Source organism: Bacillus sp. K7 (genome assembly GCF_053903245.1).
Window position 1 is genome coordinate 3,570,150 of the sequence record NZ_CP096406.1, and the last position, 19,845, is coordinate 3,589,994.

At 46.5% G+C, this 19,845-nt stretch carries 21 protein-coding genes and 1 pseudogene; 3 read left to right on the forward strand and 19 right to left on the reverse strand.

The genetic code is table 11. The features are described 5' to 3' along the window. Window positions 1–364: 364 nt before the first annotated feature. From pruA to spsA, 11 genes and pseudogenes are all read right to left on the reverse strand, one after another. Window positions 365–1,912, reverse strand: coding sequence for an L-glutamate gamma-semialdehyde dehydrogenase (gene pruA / locus M1D98_RS18255; protein WP_456279820.1), 1,548 nt, complete (start codon window positions 1,910–1,912; stop codon window positions 365–367). 239 nt (window positions 1,913–2,151) lie between these two features. Beyond that, window positions 2,152–3,423: a glutamate dehydrogenase gene (rocG, locus tag M1D98_RS18260; RefSeq protein WP_456279821.1), complete on the reverse strand. Its 1,272-nt coding sequence runs from the start codon at window positions 3,421–3,423 to the stop codon at window positions 2,152–2,154. Window positions 3,424–3,594: 171 nt separating this feature from the next. Further along, entirely contained in the window at window positions 3,595–4,059 is a 465-nt protein-coding gene (gene bslB, locus M1D98_RS18265; protein ID WP_003222098.1) for a biofilm surface layer hydrophobin BslB, read from the reverse strand. Between the two features lie 323 nt (window positions 4,060–4,382). Further along, the gene (locus M1D98_RS18270; RefSeq protein WP_456279822.1) at window positions 4,383–4,838 is read right to left on the reverse strand and encodes a dTDP-4-dehydrorhamnose 3,5-epimerase family protein; all 456 of its coding nucleotides are present in this window, start codon (window positions 4,836–4,838) and stop codon (window positions 4,383–4,385) included. Further along, a complete protein-coding gene (rfbD, locus tag M1D98_RS18275) occupies window positions 4,831–5,682 on the reverse strand; it encodes a dTDP-4-dehydrorhamnose reductase (RefSeq protein ID WP_456279823.1) in 852 nt (283 codons plus the stop codon). Before rfbD ends, M1D98_RS18270 begins: the two co-directional genes overlap by 8 nt. Window positions 5,683–5,694: 12 nt before the next feature. Beyond that, window positions 5,695–6,642: a dTDP-glucose 4,6-dehydratase gene (rfbB, locus tag M1D98_RS18280; RefSeq protein WP_456279824.1), complete on the reverse strand. Its 948-nt coding sequence runs from the start codon at window positions 6,640–6,642 to the stop codon at window positions 5,695–5,697. Continuing rightward, window positions 6,642–7,382, reverse strand: coding sequence for a sugar phosphate nucleotidyltransferase (locus tag M1D98_RS18285; RefSeq protein ID WP_010329005.1), 741 nt, complete (start codon window positions 7,380–7,382; stop codon window positions 6,642–6,644). The genes rfbB and M1D98_RS18285 overlap by 1 nt, the downstream gene beginning before the upstream one ends. A gap of 471 nt (window positions 7,383–7,853) precedes the next feature. After that, entirely contained in the window at window positions 7,854–8,723 is an 870-nt protein-coding gene (locus M1D98_RS18290; protein WP_456279825.1) for a GNAT family N-acetyltransferase, read from the reverse strand. Window positions 8,724–8,816: 93 nt separating this feature from the next. Further along, window positions 8,817–8,921 (reverse strand): annotated as a pseudogene (locus tag M1D98_RS18295) (hypothetical protein); the annotation flags it as partial. A gap of 22 nt (window positions 8,922–8,943) precedes the next feature. Then, window positions 8,944–10,368 (reverse strand): CDP-glycerol glycerophosphotransferase family protein, encoded by a 1,425-nt coding sequence (locus M1D98_RS18300; RefSeq protein ID WP_456279826.1) that lies wholly within the window; start codon window positions 10,366–10,368, stop codon window positions 8,944–8,946. Between the two features lie 4 nt (window positions 10,369–10,372). Beyond that, window positions 10,373–11,143, reverse strand: a complete 771-nt coding sequence (gene spsA / locus M1D98_RS18305) for a spore coat dTDP-glycosyltransferase SpsA (protein WP_456279827.1) — start codon at window positions 11,141–11,143, stop codon at window positions 10,373–10,375. A gap of 319 nt (window positions 11,144–11,462) precedes the next feature. On the opposite strand from spsA, the gene gerQ reads away from it, so the two are divergent. After that, window positions 11,463–11,996, forward strand: a complete 534-nt coding sequence (gerQ, locus tag M1D98_RS18310) for a spore coat protein GerQ (protein ID WP_010329010.1) — start codon at window positions 11,463–11,465, stop codon at window positions 11,994–11,996. Between the two features lie 42 nt (window positions 11,997–12,038). Here gerQ and M1D98_RS18315 read toward each other — a convergent pair whose 3' ends face one another. From M1D98_RS18315 to M1D98_RS18325, 3 genes are all read right to left on the reverse strand, one after another. After that, a complete protein-coding gene (locus tag M1D98_RS18315; RefSeq protein ID WP_456279828.1) occupies window positions 12,039–12,410 on the reverse strand; it encodes a DUF423 domain-containing protein in 372 nt (123 codons plus the stop codon). Between the two features lie 61 nt (window positions 12,411–12,471). Continuing rightward, entirely contained in the window at window positions 12,472–13,797 is a 1,326-nt protein-coding gene (locus M1D98_RS18320) for a purine/pyrimidine permease (RefSeq protein ID WP_456279829.1), read from the reverse strand. A gap of 20 nt (window positions 13,798–13,817) precedes the next feature. Further along, window positions 13,818–14,135 carry a YwdI family protein gene (locus tag M1D98_RS18325; protein WP_010329013.1) on the reverse strand — a complete coding sequence of 106 codons (318 nt, stop codon included), beginning with the start codon at window positions 14,133–14,135 and terminating at the stop codon, window positions 13,818–13,820. A gap of 167 nt (window positions 14,136–14,302) precedes the next feature. Here M1D98_RS18325 and M1D98_RS18330 point away from each other — a divergent pair, with 167 nt between their 5' ends. Continuing rightward, window positions 14,303–15,673 (forward strand): aldehyde dehydrogenase, encoded by a 1,371-nt coding sequence (locus tag M1D98_RS18330; protein WP_268523832.1) that lies wholly within the window; start codon window positions 14,303–14,305, stop codon window positions 15,671–15,673. A 25-nt stretch (window positions 15,674–15,698) separates the two neighbouring features. Here M1D98_RS18330 and M1D98_RS18335 read toward each other — a convergent pair whose 3' ends face one another. The 5 genes from M1D98_RS18335 to M1D98_RS18355 all read right to left on the reverse strand — a co-directional run bounded on the left by M1D98_RS18335 (window position 15,699) and on the right by M1D98_RS18355 (window position 18,834). Then, window positions 15,699–16,376, reverse strand: coding sequence for a uracil-DNA glycosylase (locus M1D98_RS18335; protein ID WP_010329016.1), 678 nt, complete (start codon window positions 16,374–16,376; stop codon window positions 15,699–15,701). Window positions 16,377–16,390: 14 nt separating this feature from the next. Then, window positions 16,391–17,197 (reverse strand): glycosyltransferase family 2 protein, encoded by an 807-nt coding sequence (locus M1D98_RS18340; protein WP_010329017.1) that lies wholly within the window; start codon window positions 17,195–17,197, stop codon window positions 16,391–16,393. 89 nt (window positions 17,198–17,286) lie between these two features. Further along, window positions 17,287–17,820, reverse strand: coding sequence for a hypothetical protein (locus M1D98_RS18345; protein WP_010329018.1), 534 nt, complete (start codon window positions 17,818–17,820; stop codon window positions 17,287–17,289). Window positions 17,821–17,867: 47 nt separating this feature from the next. Then, on the reverse strand, window positions 17,868–18,503 hold the full coding sequence (locus M1D98_RS18350; RefSeq protein WP_010329019.1) for a permease prefix domain 1-containing protein: 636 nt from the start codon (window positions 18,501–18,503) through the stop codon (window positions 17,868–17,870). After that, window positions 18,496–18,834 (reverse strand): PadR family transcriptional regulator, encoded by a 339-nt coding sequence (locus M1D98_RS18355; protein ID WP_010329020.1) that lies wholly within the window; start codon window positions 18,832–18,834, stop codon window positions 18,496–18,498. The genes M1D98_RS18350 and M1D98_RS18355 overlap by 8 nt, the downstream gene beginning before the upstream one ends. 143 nt (window positions 18,835–18,977) lie before the next feature. Between M1D98_RS18355 and M1D98_RS18360 the strand changes: the two genes are divergently transcribed. After that, complete coding sequence (locus M1D98_RS18360; RefSeq protein WP_010329021.1) at window positions 18,978–19,793, forward strand: bifunctional hydroxymethylpyrimidine kinase/phosphomethylpyrimidine kinase; 816 nt, start codon at window positions 18,978–18,980, stop codon at window positions 19,791–19,793. Window positions 19,794–19,845 lie beyond the last annotated feature (52 nt).

Below are 19,845 nucleotides of genomic sequence, written 5' to 3' on the forward strand. Positions count from 1 at the left end.
AACATTTACAATCCGAACGAAACCTTTATTATTTTTATTATTTTCATTTAAACATTAATATAAATTTAAATATTTCATTTAAAAATGCGGAAAAACTTTAATGCTACTAGGGGAAAGCAGAAGGCACTTAAGCGTATTCGGATGATCAGACGAATACGCAAAAAGCTCTCCGGTTCTCCGGAGAGCTTCAGATTGTTGACAAAGTCATAAAACGGTTTTTGTTTTATGACTTTGTCATCTTTTCAGCGTGATTGAAAACCCTTGAAGTCTAGGAAGGGGCCGAGCATCGGAGCACAGCGAATGTAGATATTCGTGAGCACCGACGTGCGGGCCGCTACAGAATCGCACGGTTTTGTTTCTTATATCAAAAAGCTTCGGACGTTGTTTTGGCTTGCATATGAAGAATTAAATAATCCGGGCCGCCTGCTTTAGAATCAGTTCCTGACATATTAAAACCGCCGAACGGCTGATAGCCGACAATCGCTCCGGTACAGCCTCTGTTGAAGTATAGGTTTCCGACATGAAAATCCTCTCGCGCCCGTTCAATATGCGCGCGGTTTTTCGTCAGCAGAGCGCCTGTTAATCCATATTCCGTGTTATTTGCAATCTCCAGCATATGATCGAAATCACGCGCTTTGCAGACCGCAACAACCGGGCCGAAAATTTCTTCTTGCATCAGGCGCGCGTTTTCATCAACATCTGCAAAGATCGTCGGCTGGATAAAGTAGCCTTTTGAATCATCACCTTCCCCGCCGGTCAACAGTTTGCCTTCTGAATTGCCGATTTCAATATATGACATGACTTTGTTATAGGACGCTTCATGAATGACTGGGCCCATATACGTATCAGGATCTTCCGGATTGCCGACAGTCAGGTTTTTGGTCAGCGCCACAGCTTTTTCCACCACTTCATCATAAACATCCTGATGGATGACCGCTCGGGAGCCTGCTGAACACTTCTGTCCTGAGAATCCAAACGCTGAATACACGATAGAGGATGCAGCAAGGTCGAGATCAGCGTCCTTGTCGACGAGCACCGTATCTTTGCCGCCCATCTCTGCAATGACCCGTTTCAGCCATTTTTGGCCCGGCTGCACTTTGGCGGCACGCTCATAAATCCGGCAGCCGACCGCTCGGGAACCTGTAAATGAGACAAAGCGCGTTTTCGGATGCTCTACTAAGAAATCACCGATTTCCGCCCCATCTCCGGGAATGTAATTCAGAACGCCGTTCGGCAAGCCCGCTTCCTCCATGACCTCGACAAACTTCGCAGCGACTACCGGGGCCGCGTCAGCCGGTTTTAAGAGAATCGTATTCCCTGTCACAATGGCAGCAGCCGCTGTACCTGCCATAATCGCAAGCGGGAAATTAAATGGAGAAATGACGATGCCGACGCCAAGCGCTTCATAATGGTATTGATTAAACTCGCCTGACCGGCTCTTCACCGGAGCCCCTTCCTTAAGGTGTAACATTTGGCGCGCGTAGAACTCCAAAAAATCTATCGCCTCAGCCGTGTCCGCATCTGCTTCCTTCCACGGTTTTCCCGCTTCCTTTACAAGATAGCTTGAAAATTCATGCTTTCTTCTGCGCAAAATAGCCGCTGCTTTAAAGAGGATATTCGCGCGGTGCTCCGGTCTTTGTTTTTTCCAAGATTGAAATGCCTGCAATGCGGCTTGCATCGCTTTTTCGGCAAGCGCTTGATCAGCTGCAGACGCATACCCAATGATCTCTTCTTTATTTGCCGGGTTAACGGAAACGATTTTGCGGTCCGTTTCTATTTTTTCTCCATTGATGACAAGCGGATAATGCTTGCTAAGCTGCGTGTTTACAAAGGCCAATGACTCTTGAAATGCTGTTTTATTCTTTGCTTCCGTAAAATCAGTAAATGGTTCGTGTGCGTATGAAACTGTCATATGTAATCCCCCTCATGTCATGAAAAATGTCTTCAATTGAATGAAAATGCAAGAACCATACCAATATCCTGTCTTTTGCTGAAAAAACTTGTTGAATCCTACAGAAATTTGTCAAGCAGGAGAGCACTTTTCTCTTTTTTCGATCACGAAACGCAAATTTCTTTTGCAGGTTTCGTTTTTACGAAAAGGTTAAACGCAAAATTTTTTTGCACCGAAAAGGGATATCTCTCCTTCCGTAATCATACCCATCCGCGGAACCGCGACGCTTCCGCCGATTTTCTGATGCCTGTCATGTAAGCCGCCAAGCGCATATCGACTTTATGTGTCGCTGCTGTCTGATAAATGGTTTCGAACGAATGGACCATGACGTTTCTCAGTTTTTCTGCGACCTCTTCCTCTGACCAATAATATCCTTGGTTGTTCTGCACCCATTCAAAATAAGAAACCGTGACGCCGCCGGCACTCGCCAGGATATCAGGCACGAGGAGCACGCCTCTTTCATTCAGGATTTTCGTGGCATCAATGGTTGTCGGGCCATTCGCTGCTTCGACGACGATTGACGCCTGAATGTTGTGTGCGTTTTTGGCTGTGATTTGATTGGCAATCGCCGCCGGCACTAAAATATCGCAATCCTTTTCAAGCAGCTCCTCATTCGTGATGACGTCTGTAAATAAGTTGGTAACCATGCCGAAGCTGTCACGCTTATCGAGCAAGTAAGGGATATCAAGACCGTCCGGATTGTAGAGCCCGCCATGGGCATCCGAGATCCCGATCACCTTCGCGCCCGCATCGTGCATAAATTTGGCCAGAAAGCTTCCCGCGTTTCCAAATCCCTGTATGATGATCCGTGCGTTTTGCAGCTTGATCCCTTTTTTCTTCACGGCCTCTTCAATACAAATCGTGACGCCCTGTGCCGTTGCCGTTTCCCGGCCTTGCGATCCGCCTAAAACGAGCGGTTTTCCTGTGATAAAGCCCGGAGAATCGAATTCACGCAGCCGGCTGTACTCATCCATCATCCACGCCATAATTTGCGAGTTGGTGTACACATCAGGAGCCGGAATATCCTTTGTCGGGCCGACGATCTGGCTGATGGCACGAACATATCCCCTGCTCAGCCTTTCCAGCTCTCCAAATGACATGGTCCGCGGATCACAAATAATACCGCCCTTTCCGCCGCCGTAAGGAAGATTGGCAATCCCGCATTTGAGCGTCATCCAAATGGATAATGCCTTGACTTCTTCTTCGTTGACTTCAGGATGGAAACGCACGCCTCCCTTAGTCGGACCGACCGCATCATTGTGCTGGGACCTGTAGCCTGTAAACACGTTGACACTCCCGTTATCCATTTTTACTGGAATGCGGACAGCAAGCATTCTCTGCGGCTCTTTCATGAGTTCATACATATCTTCCGGATAGCCAAGCTTCCGAATTGCTTCCTTAATGATCGTTTGGGTAGACAGAAATAAGTTAAGAGCTTCTTTTTCCTCGTCTTTCGTAACCTTTGCTGACATCATTTTTCACCTCATTGTTTGACCGTTTGAATTGTAAGCGCTTTAAAAAATGCGGACGGCCAATTTTTATCTGTTGGATTCCACCCTTATCATCATGCAAGATCCGTACCAGTTTTTTAAAACGACAAAAAAGAGACTGAAAACATCTCAGTCTCTGGTCATATCTATTGATTAACGAGGGTCAATCACCAGCTGCGTTTCAGCGTAAAAACTGCCGATTCCCAAACCGTTTACCACATCGCCTTTAATCGTGTAAGTGCCTGCGCGCGGAAGGGTTTTGCGCACCATGACGAGGTCAAATTCAGTTGCGCCTAATAAATCAAGCGTAAGCGGGAGTCTGACTGTTTTTCCATCGTTTAAAATCTGTGTTTCTTTCAGTGTTCTTCCATTCACTGAATCTCTTGTCGTGGCATGGAACCCGTCAGGAAATCGGAATTCTACCGCTCCTAGAGAAAGCACCGCGTTTGGTTTATACGTCACTTCAATATCGGAAGTGGTCCACTCTTTTGTGCTATTGATCGTTTTAGCTTCAATTGATGCAGACTGCGCATGAGCTTGGCCTGAAGGAAGCAAGATTGATAGTAAAACAGCTGAACTGATGAATAGTGAAGATACGAATGAAGTTCTTTTTAACATGACATTTCCCCCTCAAATCACAGTTAATATTTGGCCAGAGCGTCCTCTGCAGAAAAAGTGTTTTGCCCTAATTCGCGAATTATCTAACTTTTTCTTAGGAATTAATCTATCATCATTTTCCATGGAAGTAAATGCTTTTTTAGGAATATTAACACTCAAAATACTTTGAGAATTTCATCCTGCTTATACAAGGTTCTAATAGCCGATTTTTCTCTTTTTTTCTAGTCACACCCGCCTGTTGATCTCTATCTTTTATCCTATTTTGAAAAAGGCCAAAAAAAAGCGAAGATGCCTCCGCTCTTCGATTGATCATGTTCCTATCTTTATCTGAATTCGGTATTCCAGTCAAAACCGATCGTCTCATCATTCCACGGAATTCTTTTTTCATCCGGCTGATCCGGATTATACGACATGGTCGTGAAATAGATAATCGTCAGCGGTGTTTCTCCCAGCACTCTGTATCCGTGGGCAACCCCTTTAGGGATCAATAACAGCATCGGGTTGTCTTCGCCCATGTAATACACGTCGGTTTCTCCTTTTGTCTTTGAGCCCTCGCGCAGATCGTAAAGGACAACCTGAGCATGGCCTGTTGGGAAGAACCAAAGATCATCCTGTTTCTCATGATAATGAAATGCCTTAATCACACCCGGATAGCTTTTTGACCAAGAGGCCTGCCCAAAATGCTCAAGAAGGTTCTCATCATCCCGAACCAGCTCAGCAAAAAAGCCTCTGTCATCACTATGTTTCGTCAATTTTTTCACCTTGACTCCATCAAACACGTGCACTGCTCCTTTCCCCCAAATACTCCCGTAACGCTTCCCGCCAGTGGCGGGGGCGGATGCCGGCTTCTTCAATGGCCTGATGGCTCAGCACAGAATAAGCCGGACGGGGCGTTTTGTTCCCGTATGCTTCTGTTGTGACAGGCAAAATGACTGTGGCCAGCCCGCTTTCTTCCATAATGGCCTTCGCAAATTCATACCAGCTGCATATGCCTGAATTGCTGACATGATAGACGCCCGGCGAATGGCTGAACAGCGTGATGACCGCTTCTGCTAAATCCTTTGTGAATGTCGGCGATCCAATTTGATCACTTACAACCCGCAGCTCCTGTTTCGTTTCAGCAAGCTTTAACATCGTTTCAACGAAGTTGCTGCCGCCGTGTCCGTACACCCACGACGTTCTGATGATCGTGCTGTCTTTTGTCGCTAATCGAATCAGTTCTTCTCCGAGCTTTTTGCTTTTGCCGTAGATGGTGTTCGGATCGAGAGGATCGTCTTCCCTGTAAGGCTGGGTCCCTTTCCCGTCAAAAACGTAATCCGTACTGATATGAACATATTGAGCGCCGATGCGGGTTGCCTCCAGCGCCGTATAGTAAGCGCCGATTCCGTTAATCAAGTACGCTTTATCAAGTTCTGTCTCGCATTTATCAACCGATGTAAACGCGGCCGTATTGACTACGATATCCGGCTGATAATGGTCAAACGAATGCCGGACTGAGCGCTGATCAGCAATGTTCATCATCTTCTTTGTTAACGCAATGACCTCATATCCGGTTTGTTTCAGCTGGCGGCACAGTTCCCGGCCAAGCTGTCCTCCAGCACCAGTCACCAATACCTTTGTCATCGGATCACCTTCTCATCGGTCATTATCTATATACCAGCGAATCGTATGCGCAATGCCTTCTTCAAACGGCACTTCCTGCCGCCAGCCCAGTTCGTTTTTCAGCTTTGATGCATTGATCGCATAGCGCCGGTCATGCCCTTTTCTGTCTTCCACGTGAGCGAACAATTCCTCACAGCCCAGATGCTTCATGATGGTGCTCGCCAGCTCTTTGTTCGTGCGTTCATTTCCGCCGCCGATGTTATATACCTCACCGTCGGTTCCTTTTTCTAAAATCAGCTTGATGGCGCGGCAGTGGTCCTCCGCAAACAGCCAGTCTCGGATTTGAAGCCCATCGCCGTACAGCGGAACCGGAAGCCCTTGCTTCGCATGGCGGATAATCGTCGGAATCATTTTTTCGCTGTGCTGGTAAGGGCCGTAATTGTTGCTGCATCGTGTAATAATGGCCGGAAGCTTGTGGGTTTTGATATACGACAACACGAGCAAATCAGAGCTTGCCTTGCTGGCTGAATAAGGGTTATTAGGAGAAAGCGGCGTCGCTTCAGTAAACGCGGGATCATCCGCTTCTAAATCTCCGTACACCTCATCTGTTGAAATGTGAATCAGCTTCTTGGCTTTTCCCTGTAATACCGCTTCCGCCAAACGATATGTCCCCATGACATTTGTGGTGATAAACGGCTCCGCTTGGGAAATGCTTCTATCTACATGCGATTCCGCAGCGAAGTGAATCACGCAGTCATACATCTCATCAAACGCGCGGTCGATATCCTCCTGAACGCTGATATCCCCTTTCACAAAGCGAAATCGGCTGTTTTCCTTTAGTTTTTCTATTTCCTGCGGGTGGCTGGCGTACGTCAGTTTATCTAAAACGGTTATGCGCGCATCCGTTTCCTGTAGCATGAGCTTTGTAAATGTGAGCCCGATGAAGCCGGCCCCGCCCGTAATTAAATATGATTTTGCCATCACTTTTCGTCCTGTCCTTTCTGTAAAGCCTGGTGTACAAGCTGAGAGGCGAGATGAAGCGATTCGTGAGTTCCGGCATCGACCCACCAGCCTGATAACACATCATACGTAAGCTGGCTGTTTTCGATGTATAGATTATTCACATCGGTGATTTCCAGCTCGCCGCGCTTTGACGGTGAGATTTGTTCAATATACGAAAATACCTCCGCATCATACATATAAATACCGGTTACACAAAGGTTGGTCGGCGGATGTGCGGGCTTCTCGATGATAGAACGAATCCGCTTGTTTTTCTCATCAATCTCAGCAATCCCGAAGCGCTCCGGATCATCAACTTCTTTCAGCAGCACCTTTGCTCCTTTTCCCTGCTGTTCAAAGCGTTCCGTATAAGGCTTTAATGAATCTTCGAATATATTATCACCTAATAATAAAATGAAAGGCTCTTTTTTCGTAAAGCGTTTTGCATAGGACAGCCCATCCGAAATGCCCGATGCGGCCGGCTGGACCTGATAAGTGATTGTGACGCCTAGCTCTTCCCCGTTCCCAAGCAGTTTAAAAAATAGTGGCATATGCTCTTTTTGGCTGATGAGCAAAACGTCTTTTATACCGGCTTCCTCCAGCTTCATCATCGACCAGTAAATCATCGGATACGGTCCTACAGGAAGCAAATGCTTGTTGACGGCTTTCGTTAAGGGCATAAGGCGTGAGCCGTTTCCTCCGGCTAAAATAACACCTTTCACAGTAACACTTCCTTCACTGCATTTTTATAGCTTTTGATCATATAATGCTAGAAGAATAGCTGATACCCGCTTGAGGAATTCCACGGGCGCCAGCACTTACATTTGCATTGAATCGTTTCCCCCCTGCGAACTCAGGGAGTATTGCCGTTTATCATCCTCCTGCAGCCTCGAAAGCAGGGTGAGTTTAAGTGATTCTGCCTTTCATCGATAAGGATGTTTTCTGATCATGCCCCCTGCTTCGGGTATCCTGTAATTTCCGTTCACTATGTCTCTTCAAAAAGTCCGATTCTTGCATCTGTTTCCGCTTTTATTTTCCTTCATAGATCATCGGGCACACCGAGAACTCAAACAACAACAGATCAGGATTCTAGCTTTATTTCCCAGAAAATAAATACATGCTGCTGCATTCATCAGCGCAAAGCCCTGGCCATTCACTTTTGCCAAGGTTTTATTCGCAATCTAAAACACTCATTATTTCGCTTCCTTGTTCGGCCAAATATGATAATCGTAATAAGATTGCTCAGCTGTAAAGCCCATTCTCTCGAAAAGGCGAATCGCCCTTACATTGTGAAGCTGCGTCCCCACTGTTACCGTTTTATGCTTCTGGGTTTCAAGGTGTTCTATGACATTCGCCAATAAATGAAACCCGATTCGCCTACCTTCAAACCCTGGCTTCACCGCCATCAGATCGAGAATACATTCATCACCTTTTGACAAGCCTTGAATATAGCCGATGATCTCTCCATTGTACTTAGCGGCAACATTGACAGCCGCCCTTCCATTGAGATTGTTTCTTGTCCACTCCTGATAGATCTTGTTTGCTGCTTCGCGGCTGAGAAGAGGATCTTGAAAATATTTGCTTTTTGCAAACGAGTCTCTGGCCAGCTCACATATCGCTTCTGTGTCTTCAGGCTCAGGCGGGCCAAGTTCAAAAAATGGCGGTGTTTTGTCATAAAAAGACGGGGGTTTCTCCATCTTAAGAAAACTGCCGACAAAGTAAGAGGATGGTTGCTGCTGTATCACATGCACGGCACCGATATCTTCAGCTGGAACACGAACAGAGATCAAATCGGTTTCATCCATTTGGCGTACAGAATAAAAGGATCGAAAAAGCTTCTTCAATTGCCCGGTGCTGTTTGCCGCAAGAAGTTTGACATTCATCACTTTCTTCTGAAGCATCTGGCTTTCCCACAGAGAATCTTCGTAAAGCAAGACGCCTTGGAGCCTGCTGTTTTCAAAAAGGCCGAGCGAAAATTGATATGGAACGTCCAGAGTCAGCTTCCTGCTTTGAAGAAATTCGCCAATCACTTCTTGGGAGATATTCTCTTTTATCGTATACACTTAACCAGCCCCTTTTACGATATCCCGCGCAGTTTCAAGGACATCCTGTGCACCTTCGCCTGAGAGCGGGAGTGACAGAAACTTGAATGGCTTGCCTATGAAGAGCCATCCCGATTCAAGCATTTCTGTAATCTCCTGATTTTCTTCCTTGCCGATAAACGTCAATGAGTAAGGAAGAAAAAGATGTCTCTTTTTCATAATTCTTTGTGCTCCTATCATTTTATTCAGTATCTTCCCGCCTGTAATCAACTCCCGTTTTGGCTTTCAATTGCGCAAATAAAGCGTTTGTTGATTCTGCCACCGGGTAATTAGCCGCTATGAATGCCTGACGCGCCTCTTCTGCTTTTTGATGCACGGTGGGACTTTGCAGAACCGCCACCAAGGTCCGCACCAGTTTATCCGGCTGATCTAAGATAAAATTTCCAAGAGACTCATAATACGGGTATGTGCGGTTTCCGGATGATTTCCCGATCAGCGCAGGCTTTTGAAACAGCATGGCTTCAAGTCCGACCGTTGAGGTTTGCGTCACCGCGGCGTCAGCATACGGCAGCAAATCATACAGGTCCAGCTCCTTTTTTATAACTCTGCATGCTTTATGTTTTTTCGCCGCAGCATGATACAGATCGAGTTTGTTTTTTCCGATTTCCCAAGGATGTGGTTTGATGATGATTTGCAGCTGCTTCTGATCGGCAAGCCCTTCTAACACACCGGAATAAAAATCTTCCGAAAAAGGCTGAGTCGCAATGAGCACGATTTTTTTAGTCGGATGAAAAGCAAGTTTTCGATAAAATGTGGACATGTCGATAGGGGTTCTGTTAAAAATCTGATCGAAGCGGGGGTGTCCCGTGACGAGAATCTGCTCAGGTTTGCAGCCTTTTCGTTTGAACCACTCCGCTTCATAAGCGCCAAAAACAGCCTGATAGGTTGTAAAAACAGGAATGAAGGCTTCATCTCCCATCAATGCGCCATGCTGAAGACAAATGCTGACGGCTCCTCTCCTGTGACACATAAGAGCGAGCACCCTGCTGTAAATATCTTCTGCCGTTCCAACGACAACGGCTGAAATCTCCTCCTGCTCAAACAGCGCATCAACCGTATCAATGGCTTCCATAAATAAAGGTATATCTTTGAAAAGCCGGTCGCGAAACGCTTGATCACCGAATGCCGGGTGGTCATCAAAAGGTGCGAGAATCGAACAGGCTGTTTCGAGATATTGCTTCGGATCGCCTTTTTTGCATGATTCCGCAATCTCACGCTTGCTTATCACAGGCAGATCACAATAATCAGGCAAACTCCACCGGGCCAAAATAGCTGTTTTTTCAGGATCAAACTGATAGTAATTTTCGTTTGTAAAACGCAGATAATCATAGTGCAAAATGACTTTTCCCTTACCTGGTTTGTTATTTGTTTTGGCTATACTGCGTATTTTTTCTTCAAAAAACGGCTGAATCTGCCCTTCGTCGATATGCTGATCCACCGGCCCGAATAACTCTGGTTCTTCTTCCATCATCACTCGCAGCTCAGGGCTGATGTATTGATAAAAGTTACTGATAAGCCCTAGTGGAATCCCCTTATAGCACAGTCTGTCAAAAAGCTCCACATACTTCCGGTACAGCACCCAATAATTGCTTAAATAGGCCGACAAGCTCTCACCCCATTCCAAGCTTTTTTAATGATTCACGCAGCTCGCGGCAATTGCGCTGCGGAGGAAGATTCCGTACAAATTCATTTTTTTCTGATTCAAACAGCTGAAAGTGAATTGATTGGTCGGTAATATAGTTCAGATCCAGCTCCTCAGCCAGCGGGTAAAACGGATAAAAATGGTTGACTCTCCAAAAGAACCGGGCATCCCCGATCCGGTAAAACGCCGGGCTTTCATCCCAATAGGAGCCAAATTTCTCCTTTACCTTTTCAAGCACAGAATACCTGTGCATCACCGAGCAATGGTCGATGGCGCACGGCGCATTCCACGTCACGTGAACGGCCGGCCTGACAGTTTCTTTTACAATGTCCCGATCCTCGTTTAAGTGATAGGTTTTAGAGGCTGAGTAAATCACAGCCTTTTCAGGATGAGCATTGAGCTCGCGAACCATTTTGAGGAGCCGGTCCGGCATATAAATGTTGTCATCCGTCGCATAGGTGATATATTCACCTTCCGCCATCTCAATGGCCTGATTGATCAGCGCCGCGTATCTCGTTTTTTCCGTTCTTTCTTTTACTTCAGATACATCGCTTTGATAAAAACGCACTCGGTTATCATTCAAAAAAGGACGGATTGCATTTAGCGTCTCTTCATTGGAGTTGTCATCCATAATAAACAGTTCAAAATCTGTAAACGTTTGTGAGAGTATGCTGGAAATGGACTTTGCCACATAATCGCTTTTGTTATAACTCGTCATAATGACAGATACTTTCGGCAAATCCTACACCTCCTTGTTGAAACTTCACACCTGAAACTAACGTTATCTTATGTTGCTTATACGCAAGTTGCGCTAGGGATACAAACCAATATGCGAAAAGTTTGTGTATTTCTATGAAAAACAGCGGCCGCCCAGACTGAAATCCGGCCCGTCTGCTGTTCTTTTTCAGCATATTCCAAGCATCAGCCTCATAAGGTGAAAGAGATAAAAATCGCACCAGCGACTAAGATCGTTTTCCATCGGAGGTGAGTCATCGCGGAGCGTTCATCTATACATCCCGAACTTGTTTTGAGTGGTTTTCATAAAAAGGAGGAACGATATGAAACCGAAAAAAAATCAATATCAGCAAATGCAGGGATTTGATAACATGCAGGGGTATCAGCCTCAGTACGGCGCAAATCCGTACCCGCAGCAAGGCCAAGGCGGACAAATGCAGACGATGGGAATGCAGCCCATGATGCCAATGCAGCAAGGACAGCAAGGACAGCAGGGCTTCGGATTCCCGGGCCAGCAGGGCGGCGGGTTCCAAATCCCATCGGGCCCGACACCATCGGCGCCGGGCCAAAGCATTCCCGGCATGCTGCCTGTTGAGGAATCATACATTGAAAACATTTTGCGGCTAAACCGGGGAAAAACGGCCACCATTTATATGACATTTGAAAACAGCAAGGAATGGGGCTCAAAGATCTTTCGCGGCGTTATCGAGGCAGCGGGCCGGGATCACATTATCCTTAGCGACCCGAAATCAGGAACACGCTACCTGCTTCTGACCATCTATCTCGATTACATCACATTTGACGAAGAAATTGCGTATACGTATCCGTATTCCATGGCATCCTATTCTCCTAGATAAAGTAAAAGCCAATCACTCATATGATGAGGATTGGCTTTTTTATTATAGATATTTAACGGCTGTGACAACGATCATAATCCAAGAAATAATAAACGCCACACCGCCGAGCGGGGTAATCGCCCCTAGAATGGAGACTTGCGTTAAACAGAGAATATATAAGCTTCCGGAAAACAGCACAATTCCCGCGAACATCAGCCAGCCGGCTGCCGTGACACTGCCGATGCCGGATAATTTATCAGCCAGGAAGGCAACAACGAAAAGCCCAAGGGCGTGATACATATGATACTGCACGCCTGTGTGCCAAACCTGAAGATATTTATCAGGAATTTTCCCTTCTAAACCGTGAGCGCCAAATGCCCCGAGCCCCACGGCAAGCAGGGCATTAATGGCACCTAATATGATAAACAATTTCATCTATCTCTCCCGCCTTTTCGTTAATCTCATATCCTTAATCTTATCGCACCTATACTAAAATTCAATGCTTGTTCTCCGATGACACGAGATTGTCGGATTTTCTCCTGCGCCGCCAAAGCTGGAACTGGTCTGCCGCTATTGCTGCAAGCGTTCCTAATACAAGCCCGTTGCTTAACAGCGAAATAAATACCGGGTGCAAACCTTTTAAGGCCGTTTCAGGAACAAACATGATACCGACCCCTGTCAGCAGTGAGGTGCCGATCACAGACCGCACCCTTTTCAGTTCCGCTTTCTCATACGAATCAAATTCTGCAAGGGCCAGACCGCCCATCGCGGAAAACACGACAAAGTTTACCGCAAAGCCAACGGGTGACGGCAGGCTCGCAAACGCATTCATAAAAAACGGGATCACGCTGATGAAGACAACAAGAATACTGCCGAGCATAAACGGTTTTTTAGACGGCATTTTCGTCGTCTCAATAAAACCTGCTGCTCCCGAAATCGGGACTGGGGCAATAGCTCCCGTCAAACCGCTCAGCAGATGGCTGAATGAGGCGGCAAAACCGGCATGGCGTTCATGATGGTGTCCATTCGGCTGTTTGCCGAATTTCCTCACAGCAATGTCCACAACCTTCATGCTCGCCAGCATATTTACGATCAGCAGGATGGTAATAAAAATGGAGGTGATAATCAGACCGCTATTAAATAATGGTTTGCCAAAAGGAAACAAGGAAGGTAGCTGAAACAGCCGATCCGGCATTTCCATCGGCTTTGCCGCTCCGGCAGCCGCAAAAAGCAGCCACCCGCCGAACAGGGCCAATAAAATCGAATATTGCTTAAAAAACGAAATGGTTGAATTGGTCATCATAAAGGCGGCGGCAACGACTACAAGGGCCAGACCAAATACTAAGCCGTCCACACCGTCCTTTCGGTAGCCGATTCCGAGAATTCCTTTTATAATGGGCTGGCTCAGCTGCATGACTAGCAGCAATAAATAGACACCTGTTACAACCGGGGTAAATAATGCTGCAAGCCGGTCAATGACCTTGAAGATGCTTAACAAAAAGAAACATACAGCGCTTACAAGAAGAGCTCCCTGCAAACCGCGCAGTGTATCCCCATATGTTGCAAAAACAGTTCCCGTCAGCCCGCCGTAGATCGTATACACTCCCCACCACAAGCCGGCGGGGCTCTCATTGATCGGCAGTCTGTGGCCTTTCACACACTGAATGACGGCGGCAATTCCCAATACAAAAAAGGTGCTTTGGATCAACCTCGCAGAAGCTGAGTGATCCAGATGAAACGACTGGGCAACCGCCACCGGAACAACAATCGCCGCAGCAATGATAAACGCTGTCCATTGCAGCGCGCCAAGAATCAACTTCACATGAGCTCAACCTTTCTCAATTAAAAATCAAATAAAGACTCTCCGTTTCCGTCCTCTTCCTGCTTCTCTTTTTCCTGCTTTCGATATTTGTTTAATCCCGCGCTTCCCATCATTTTTTCCATCATCAGCTGATCTGTCGATGGCGGTGCGGCAGGGCTCGGCGTGCTGCTCGGCTGGATGCGGGGCGCACTCGCTGTCTCCGGCTGATCCAGCACGACATCACACAAAGAACGGACAACCGCTACCGAGCGCTTCAGCTCCTCATCTAGCTCAGCCGTCTTCGCTTTTTTGAGCTCCTCTTCCATTTTTTGAATCAAAGCAGATATATGAATGTTCATCAAGAACCCTCCAAGAAATATTTATCGTCTTCCTGCATTTTATCAAATTCCCGCCATAAACGCAGATATGAGTTTGTGATTTTTTCTGACAACATTACGTATTTGACAAGCAAAAGAGATTTTTCACATAATAAGTCACCATACCTAATAAAAAAAGGAGAAACGGAATGAACAGCATCCCCTCTATCGTCAGCAAGCAGAAAGCCTACTTTGCGGCAGGGCATACGAGACCTCTCGAATCGAGACTGGACATGTTGCAGAAGCTGAAACAAGCCATCAAAACACATGAAGCCGATCTCATAGCCGCTCTCTATCAGGATCTCCACAAAAACGAACAAGAAGCATACACAACAGAAATCGGAATCGTGTTGAAGGAAATCAGCTTTGTGATGAAACGGCTCAGAAAATGGGCCAAGCCGAAACGAGTCAAAACGCCGCTGACTCATCTAGGCTCGAAAAGCATCATCATCCCTGAATCGTACGGTACCGTGTTGGTGATTGCGCCTTGGAACTATCCGCTGCAGCTCGCGCTTTCACCCTTGATTGGAGCTATTGCCGCCGGGAACACGGCTGTTCTCAAACCGTCGGAGTATACGCCGGCTGTTTCCGCTGTTCTTTCCAACCTCATCAGCAGCGTTTTTCCGTGTGATTATGTCGCGATGGCAGAAGGCGGGCCCGACGTCAGCACAGCGTTATTACAGCAGCCCTTTGACTATATTTTCTTTACCGGCAGTGTTGCCGTTGGAAAAATCGTCATGGAAGCCGCCTCCAAACAATTAATTCCGGTTACCTTGGAGCTCGGCGGCAAAAGCCCCTGCATTGTCCATAAGGATGCTGATATACAGCTTGCCGCCAAACGCATTGTCTTCGGGAAATTCACAAATGCGGGACAAACCTGTATCGCACCGGATTATGTAGTTGTCCATGAAGACATCAAAACAAAGCTCACAGAAGAAATGAAGCGTGTGATCAGTGAATTTTTTGGCACTCAGCCTGAACAAAATCCGCAGTACGGCAAAATCGTCAGTGAACGCCACTATCAGCGGCTGCTCGATTTTCTGAATGATGGCGTCCCGCTCACAGGCGGACAGTCTGATCCTGTCCATCACAAAATAGCGCCGACGATTCTTGATCAAGTGAAGGATGACTCTCCAGTGATGCAGGAGGAAATTTTCGGGCCGATTCTTCCGCTGTTTACTTATGGCGATATCGATGAAGCCATTGAGAAAGTCCAATCACGCCCAAAGCCGCTCGCTCTGTATGTTTTCACCACAAACAAAGAAATCGAGCGGGCTGTTTTAGAAAACCTGTCGTTTGGCGGCGGCTGTGTCAATGATACATTAATGCACGTCGCGACACCGTATTTGCCTTTCGGAGGCGTCGGGGAAAGCGGCATCGGCAGCTATCACGGCTTTGACAGCTTCAACACATTTACGCACAAAAAAAGCGTCGTCAAACAAACGAACCGCTTTGACTTCGCTTTCCGTTATCCTTCTTCCAAAAACGGGCTGCGGATGATTCGGAAAATACTCAAGTAAAAAAGCGCAGATGATCTGCGCTTTTTTATAAGTCCTTTATACACCAATCAATCGGAGCCTCTCCCATTTTCTCCAAGCACGCATTCGCCCGAGAAAACGGCCTGCTTCCGAAAAATCCGTTTCTTGCCGAAAACGGGCTCGGATGCGTCGATTCAATGATAACATGCTTGGACGTGTCGATCCGTTCTTTTTTCATTTGGGCATGCCGGCCCCACAACATAAAGACAACCGGGCGCTCTCTTTCATTCAGTACATCAATCACCCGGTCAGTCAGACGCTCCCAGCCTTTTCCTTTATGGGAATTCGCCTGTCCGCGCCTGACGGTCAGCACAGTATTCAGCAAGAGAACCCCTTGCTTTGCCCAGCTGACGAGCGACCCGTGATTTGGAATGCTGCATCCGATGTCCTCCTGCAGCTCAAGAAAGATATTTCTTAATGAAGGCGGCTGCTTCACACCCGGCTTTACGGAGAAGCTTAAACCTTGAGCCTGTCCTGGCCCGTGATACGGATCTTGGCCGAGAATGACCACCTTGACATCATCATATGGCGTATAATGCAACGCATTAAAAATATCCCCGCTGTCCGGATAAACTGTTTGCTCCGCGTATTCCCGCTTCAGCATGTCTCTAAGCTCTTGATAATACGGTTTCTCAAACTCTTCCTTCAGCTGATCCCACCAGCTGTCTTCTAACATCTGTTTCAAGATTCAGGCCTCCCTTACGAACGATGAAGTCTGGAATAGACAGGCTTGCCATCCCACACAATTTCACTTTGTGCTTCCCGTCTTTTCATCTCAGGCTCTTCAAGCAAGACGGCAAAGTTTTTCGTCGGCAGTTCCCCGAGTCCGTGCTTTTCACTTAAACGATCCAAATATTGTTTCCGCTTGGCGCCAAGGTCCGCGGACTGATTGTCTCCCGCGTCACTGAAGGCATAAATCACACTGGCGCAAGGGACACGCTTCACCCGGTATTCCTTGGCCGCGCGCAAATAAAAATCCCAGTCCCAATAATTGTGCACATCAGCATCGAAATACCCGATTTCATCATGGAGAAAACGTCTGTACATGCTGCCCGACGGCACGTATGTAGAAAACACTCTCATATCCTCAAAGTCCGCGGTATAAGCAAACAGCTTCCGCGACACTGGATATCTTGTTCCGTTTTTCTCTTCAAACGAGACAATTTCCGCATCGGAATGAACGAAATCTGCCGTTTCTATTTCCTTCGCCATTCTCTCCACATGCCCCGGCGTAAAGAAATCATCGTCATCACAAAGCATAATGCAATCGCCAGACACCTCTTTTACCCCGGCATTTCTCGCAGCCACATGCCCCGAGTTCTTTTCTAAATTGATGACAGCAATCGGCAGCTCCGGATACAGTGCTTTGACCGGCACGACCGATTCCCCGGCATCATTCACAATAATCACTTCATACGGCTTCAAGGTCTGCTGCGAAATCGACTCCAGAAGCTCACACAAAGCCGGAATCCGATTATAGGTCACAATTACGATAGAAATCTTCATGATGCTCTCCTTCTCATTTTCATAGTCATGTACTATTAAAACATATATTGGACGGGAGATCAGTGGGAATATCCTACTGAAACAGCAAATTAGAATGAGAGAAACAGTAATGTGGCACCGATCAAAAGCATCAAGATCAGTACCAAATCTCCTAATACATGAAAGAGATCTTTTAGGCGGACACCATTCGGAAGGATCAGATGCCATAGCTTAGATTGATAGACCGGCAGCAGCATAAGCGCATAAGAAAGACACAAAAATGTAAAAGCCGGCGGAACAAAAGCACAGCCTGTATCGTCCCAATTCAACACAATGTCTTTCATACTGGATCCATCCAAGAAAAACAAAGATATCATGAAGGCCAGCAACACAAAGGAGCCCAATTGAACCTCAAACAGGCGCATTTTCTGGTTATATGCAAAACGGATTGCCAAAAACCAAATATAAGCATATGAACATAACAGCATAAGAATGGCACCGGCTGTAAAGACGACATCAGGCAGCCAATCAAGCAAAAAAACAAAAGGCAAGCTGGCTAACATAGCCAAGAGCATGCAGCAGCCAGTAAACAAAAATACTGCCCCATGAATGACAAAACCATATAAACAAGAACTAATCCTCACGACATAACCTCCTACTACATAGAAATTCTATGTATACACCTAAAAAATCAGGCAAGCTGACGCCTGCCAATATAACAGCCCATTCGTCCAAATAACGGAAATAACAGCGTTGCACAAGCACAAGTTCCGACAAACCAAGGTGTCAGTAAGGATTGAAACAGCGCAGCAGGGATCACATGAAATAGAAAAACAAGCATAAAAATGACGTTTGGCACCATGCAGATCAAAATCGTATGTAAAACAAGCTGTTCTCCGCGTTTTCCAAACTCCCTCACCCCTTGATACCCAATCAGCACCCAGTAGATCATATACCCAGCTAAGATTAGCCACATAGAAACAGAAATGCCTTTCCATATAGCATGAACAATAGGCGATTCAAAACAGACATACATCATTGTAATGGCGATACCGACAGCGAATAGTGCGCTGTTACAGAAAAGATGGAACATCAAAAATGCACGGAACGTTACCGGCTGTTCTTTTTTAAACGAAGAAACAATGTCAGATGGTGTACCAAACGACTGCATTAAAGTCTGCATCGCCTCCTCCTCACTCTTCCCTTGCTGAAAAGAGTGGAACATATGATATTCAATATGGCTCTCCATTTCTTCTATGATCGTCTCGCCTTCAGGAAGCCCTTTAAGCCCATTTTTCATTTCAGATAAATATGTTTCTTTATCCATTCTGCCCGCCCCGCTTCAGCATTCGGTTCATCATAGCGGAAAATATACTCCATTCCTTCGTGCGTTCCGCAAGCACCTCTTTGCCTTCATCTGTAATCCGGTAATATTTACGGTCCGGCCCTTTCTCCTGCTTCTCCCAATAGGAAGAAATAAACCCTTGACGTTCAAGCTTGTGAAGAGAAGGATACAAGGTCCCTTCTTTCATCTGCAGTTCATTTCCGCTGCGGCTTCCCATTTCTTTTACAAGCTCATAGCCGTACATCGGCCGATCGTTCAGAAGCGTCAATATCAAAATCACAGTACTGCCCTTCACCAGCTCACGATTTAACATCACAAAACCCCTACCTAGTTTTCTTATGTAGCATTTTACGAAAGCTCATTGGTATTGTCAAATGATTCCTATAGGTCTTCTATATTGTGATACAGAGAAAATCTAACTATAATGAAAGATAAAACATGATGGAGGTTCAAGACATGTCTATGCATAAAGCACTCACCATTGCCGGCTCAGATTCCAGCGGCGGTGCTGGGATTCAAGCTGATTTAAAAACATTTCAAGAGAAAAACGTATACGGGATGACTGCCTTAACGGTGATCGTTGCGATGGACCCGAACAACAGCTGGGACCATCAGGTATTCCCGATCGATATTGATACAATCCGCGCCCAGCTTGCAACGATTACGGACGGCATCGGAGTGGACGCCATGAAAACAGGAATGCTGCCAACCGTTGATATTATCGAGCTTGCGGCAAAAACGATCAAAGAAAAACAATTAAAAAATGTGGTCATTGACCCCGTTATGGTTTGCAAAGGAGCAAATGAAGTCCTTTATCCGGAGCACGCCCAAGCCCTGCGCGAGCAATTAGCGCCGCTAGCCACTGTCATTACACCGAATTTGTTTGAAGCCAGCCAGCTCAGCGGCATGGATGAATTAAAAACAGTTGACGATATGATCGAAGCCGCGAAAAAAATTCACGCACTCGGCGCTCAATATGTCGTGATTACAGGCGGAGGCAAACTCAAACACGAAAAAGCCGTTGATGTTCTCTATGACGGAGAAAAAGCGGAGGTTCTTGAAAGCGATATGATCGATACACCTTATACACATGGCGCAGGCTGTACCTTCTCAGCTGCCGTGACAGCGGAGCTCGCCAAAGGTGCGGAAGTCAAAGAAGCCATTTACGCAGCGAAAGAATTCATTACCGCTGCCATTAAAGAATCCTTCCCGCTCAACCAGTATGTTGGACCTACGAAGCATTCCGCACATCGTATGGATCAATCATCATAAACAACATCGGCTGCCTTCCAGAGAGGCAGCCTTTTTTATATGATCGATCACT

Bases quoted from the DNA above. Each gene is read 5' to 3' on its own strand.
- M1D98_RS18330 (WP_268523832.1), top strand. From the start codon at position 14,303: ATGAACAGCATCCCCTCTATCGTCAGCAAGCAGAAAGCCTACTTTGCG.
- rocG (WP_456279821.1), bottom strand. From the start codon at position 3,423: ATGTCAGCAAAGGTTACGAAAGACGAGGAAAAAGAAGCTCTTAACTTA.
- M1D98_RS18355 (WP_010329020.1), bottom strand. From the start codon at position 18,834: ATGTTAAATCGTGAGCTGGTGAAGGGCAGTACTGTGATTTTGATATTG.
- M1D98_RS18350 (WP_010329019.1), bottom strand. From the start codon at position 18,503: ATGGATAAAGAAACATATTTATCTGAAATGAAAAATGGGCTTAAAGGG.
- bslB (WP_003222098.1), bottom strand. From the start codon at position 4,059: ATGTTAAAAAGAACTTCATTCGTATCTTCACTATTCATCAGTTCAGCT.
- M1D98_RS18360 (WP_010329021.1), top strand. From the start codon at position 18,978: ATGTCTATGCATAAAGCACTCACCATTGCCGGCTCAGATTCCAGCGGC.
- M1D98_RS18325 (WP_010329013.1), bottom strand. From the start codon at position 14,135: ATGAACATTCATATATCTGCTTTGATTCAAAAAATGGAAGAGGAGCTC.
- pruA (WP_456279820.1), bottom strand. From the start codon at position 1,912: ATGACAGTTTCATACGCACACGAACCATTTACTGATTTTACGGAAGCA.
- rfbD (WP_456279823.1), bottom strand. From the start codon at position 5,682: ATGACAAAGGTATTGGTGACTGGTGCTGGAGGACAGCTTGGCCGGGAA.
- rfbB (WP_456279824.1), bottom strand. From the start codon at position 6,642: ATGGCAAAATCATATTTAATTACGGGCGGGGCCGGCTTCATCGGGCTC.
- gerQ (WP_010329010.1), top strand. From the start codon at position 11,463: ATGAAACCGAAAAAAAATCAATATCAGCAAATGCAGGGATTTGATAAC.
- M1D98_RS18315 (WP_456279828.1), bottom strand. From the start codon at position 12,410: ATGAAATTGTTTATCATATTAGGTGCCATTAATGCCCTGCTTGCCGTG.
- M1D98_RS18340 (WP_010329017.1), bottom strand. From the start codon at position 17,197: ATGAAGATTTCTATCGTAATTGTGACCTATAATCGGATTCCGGCTTTG.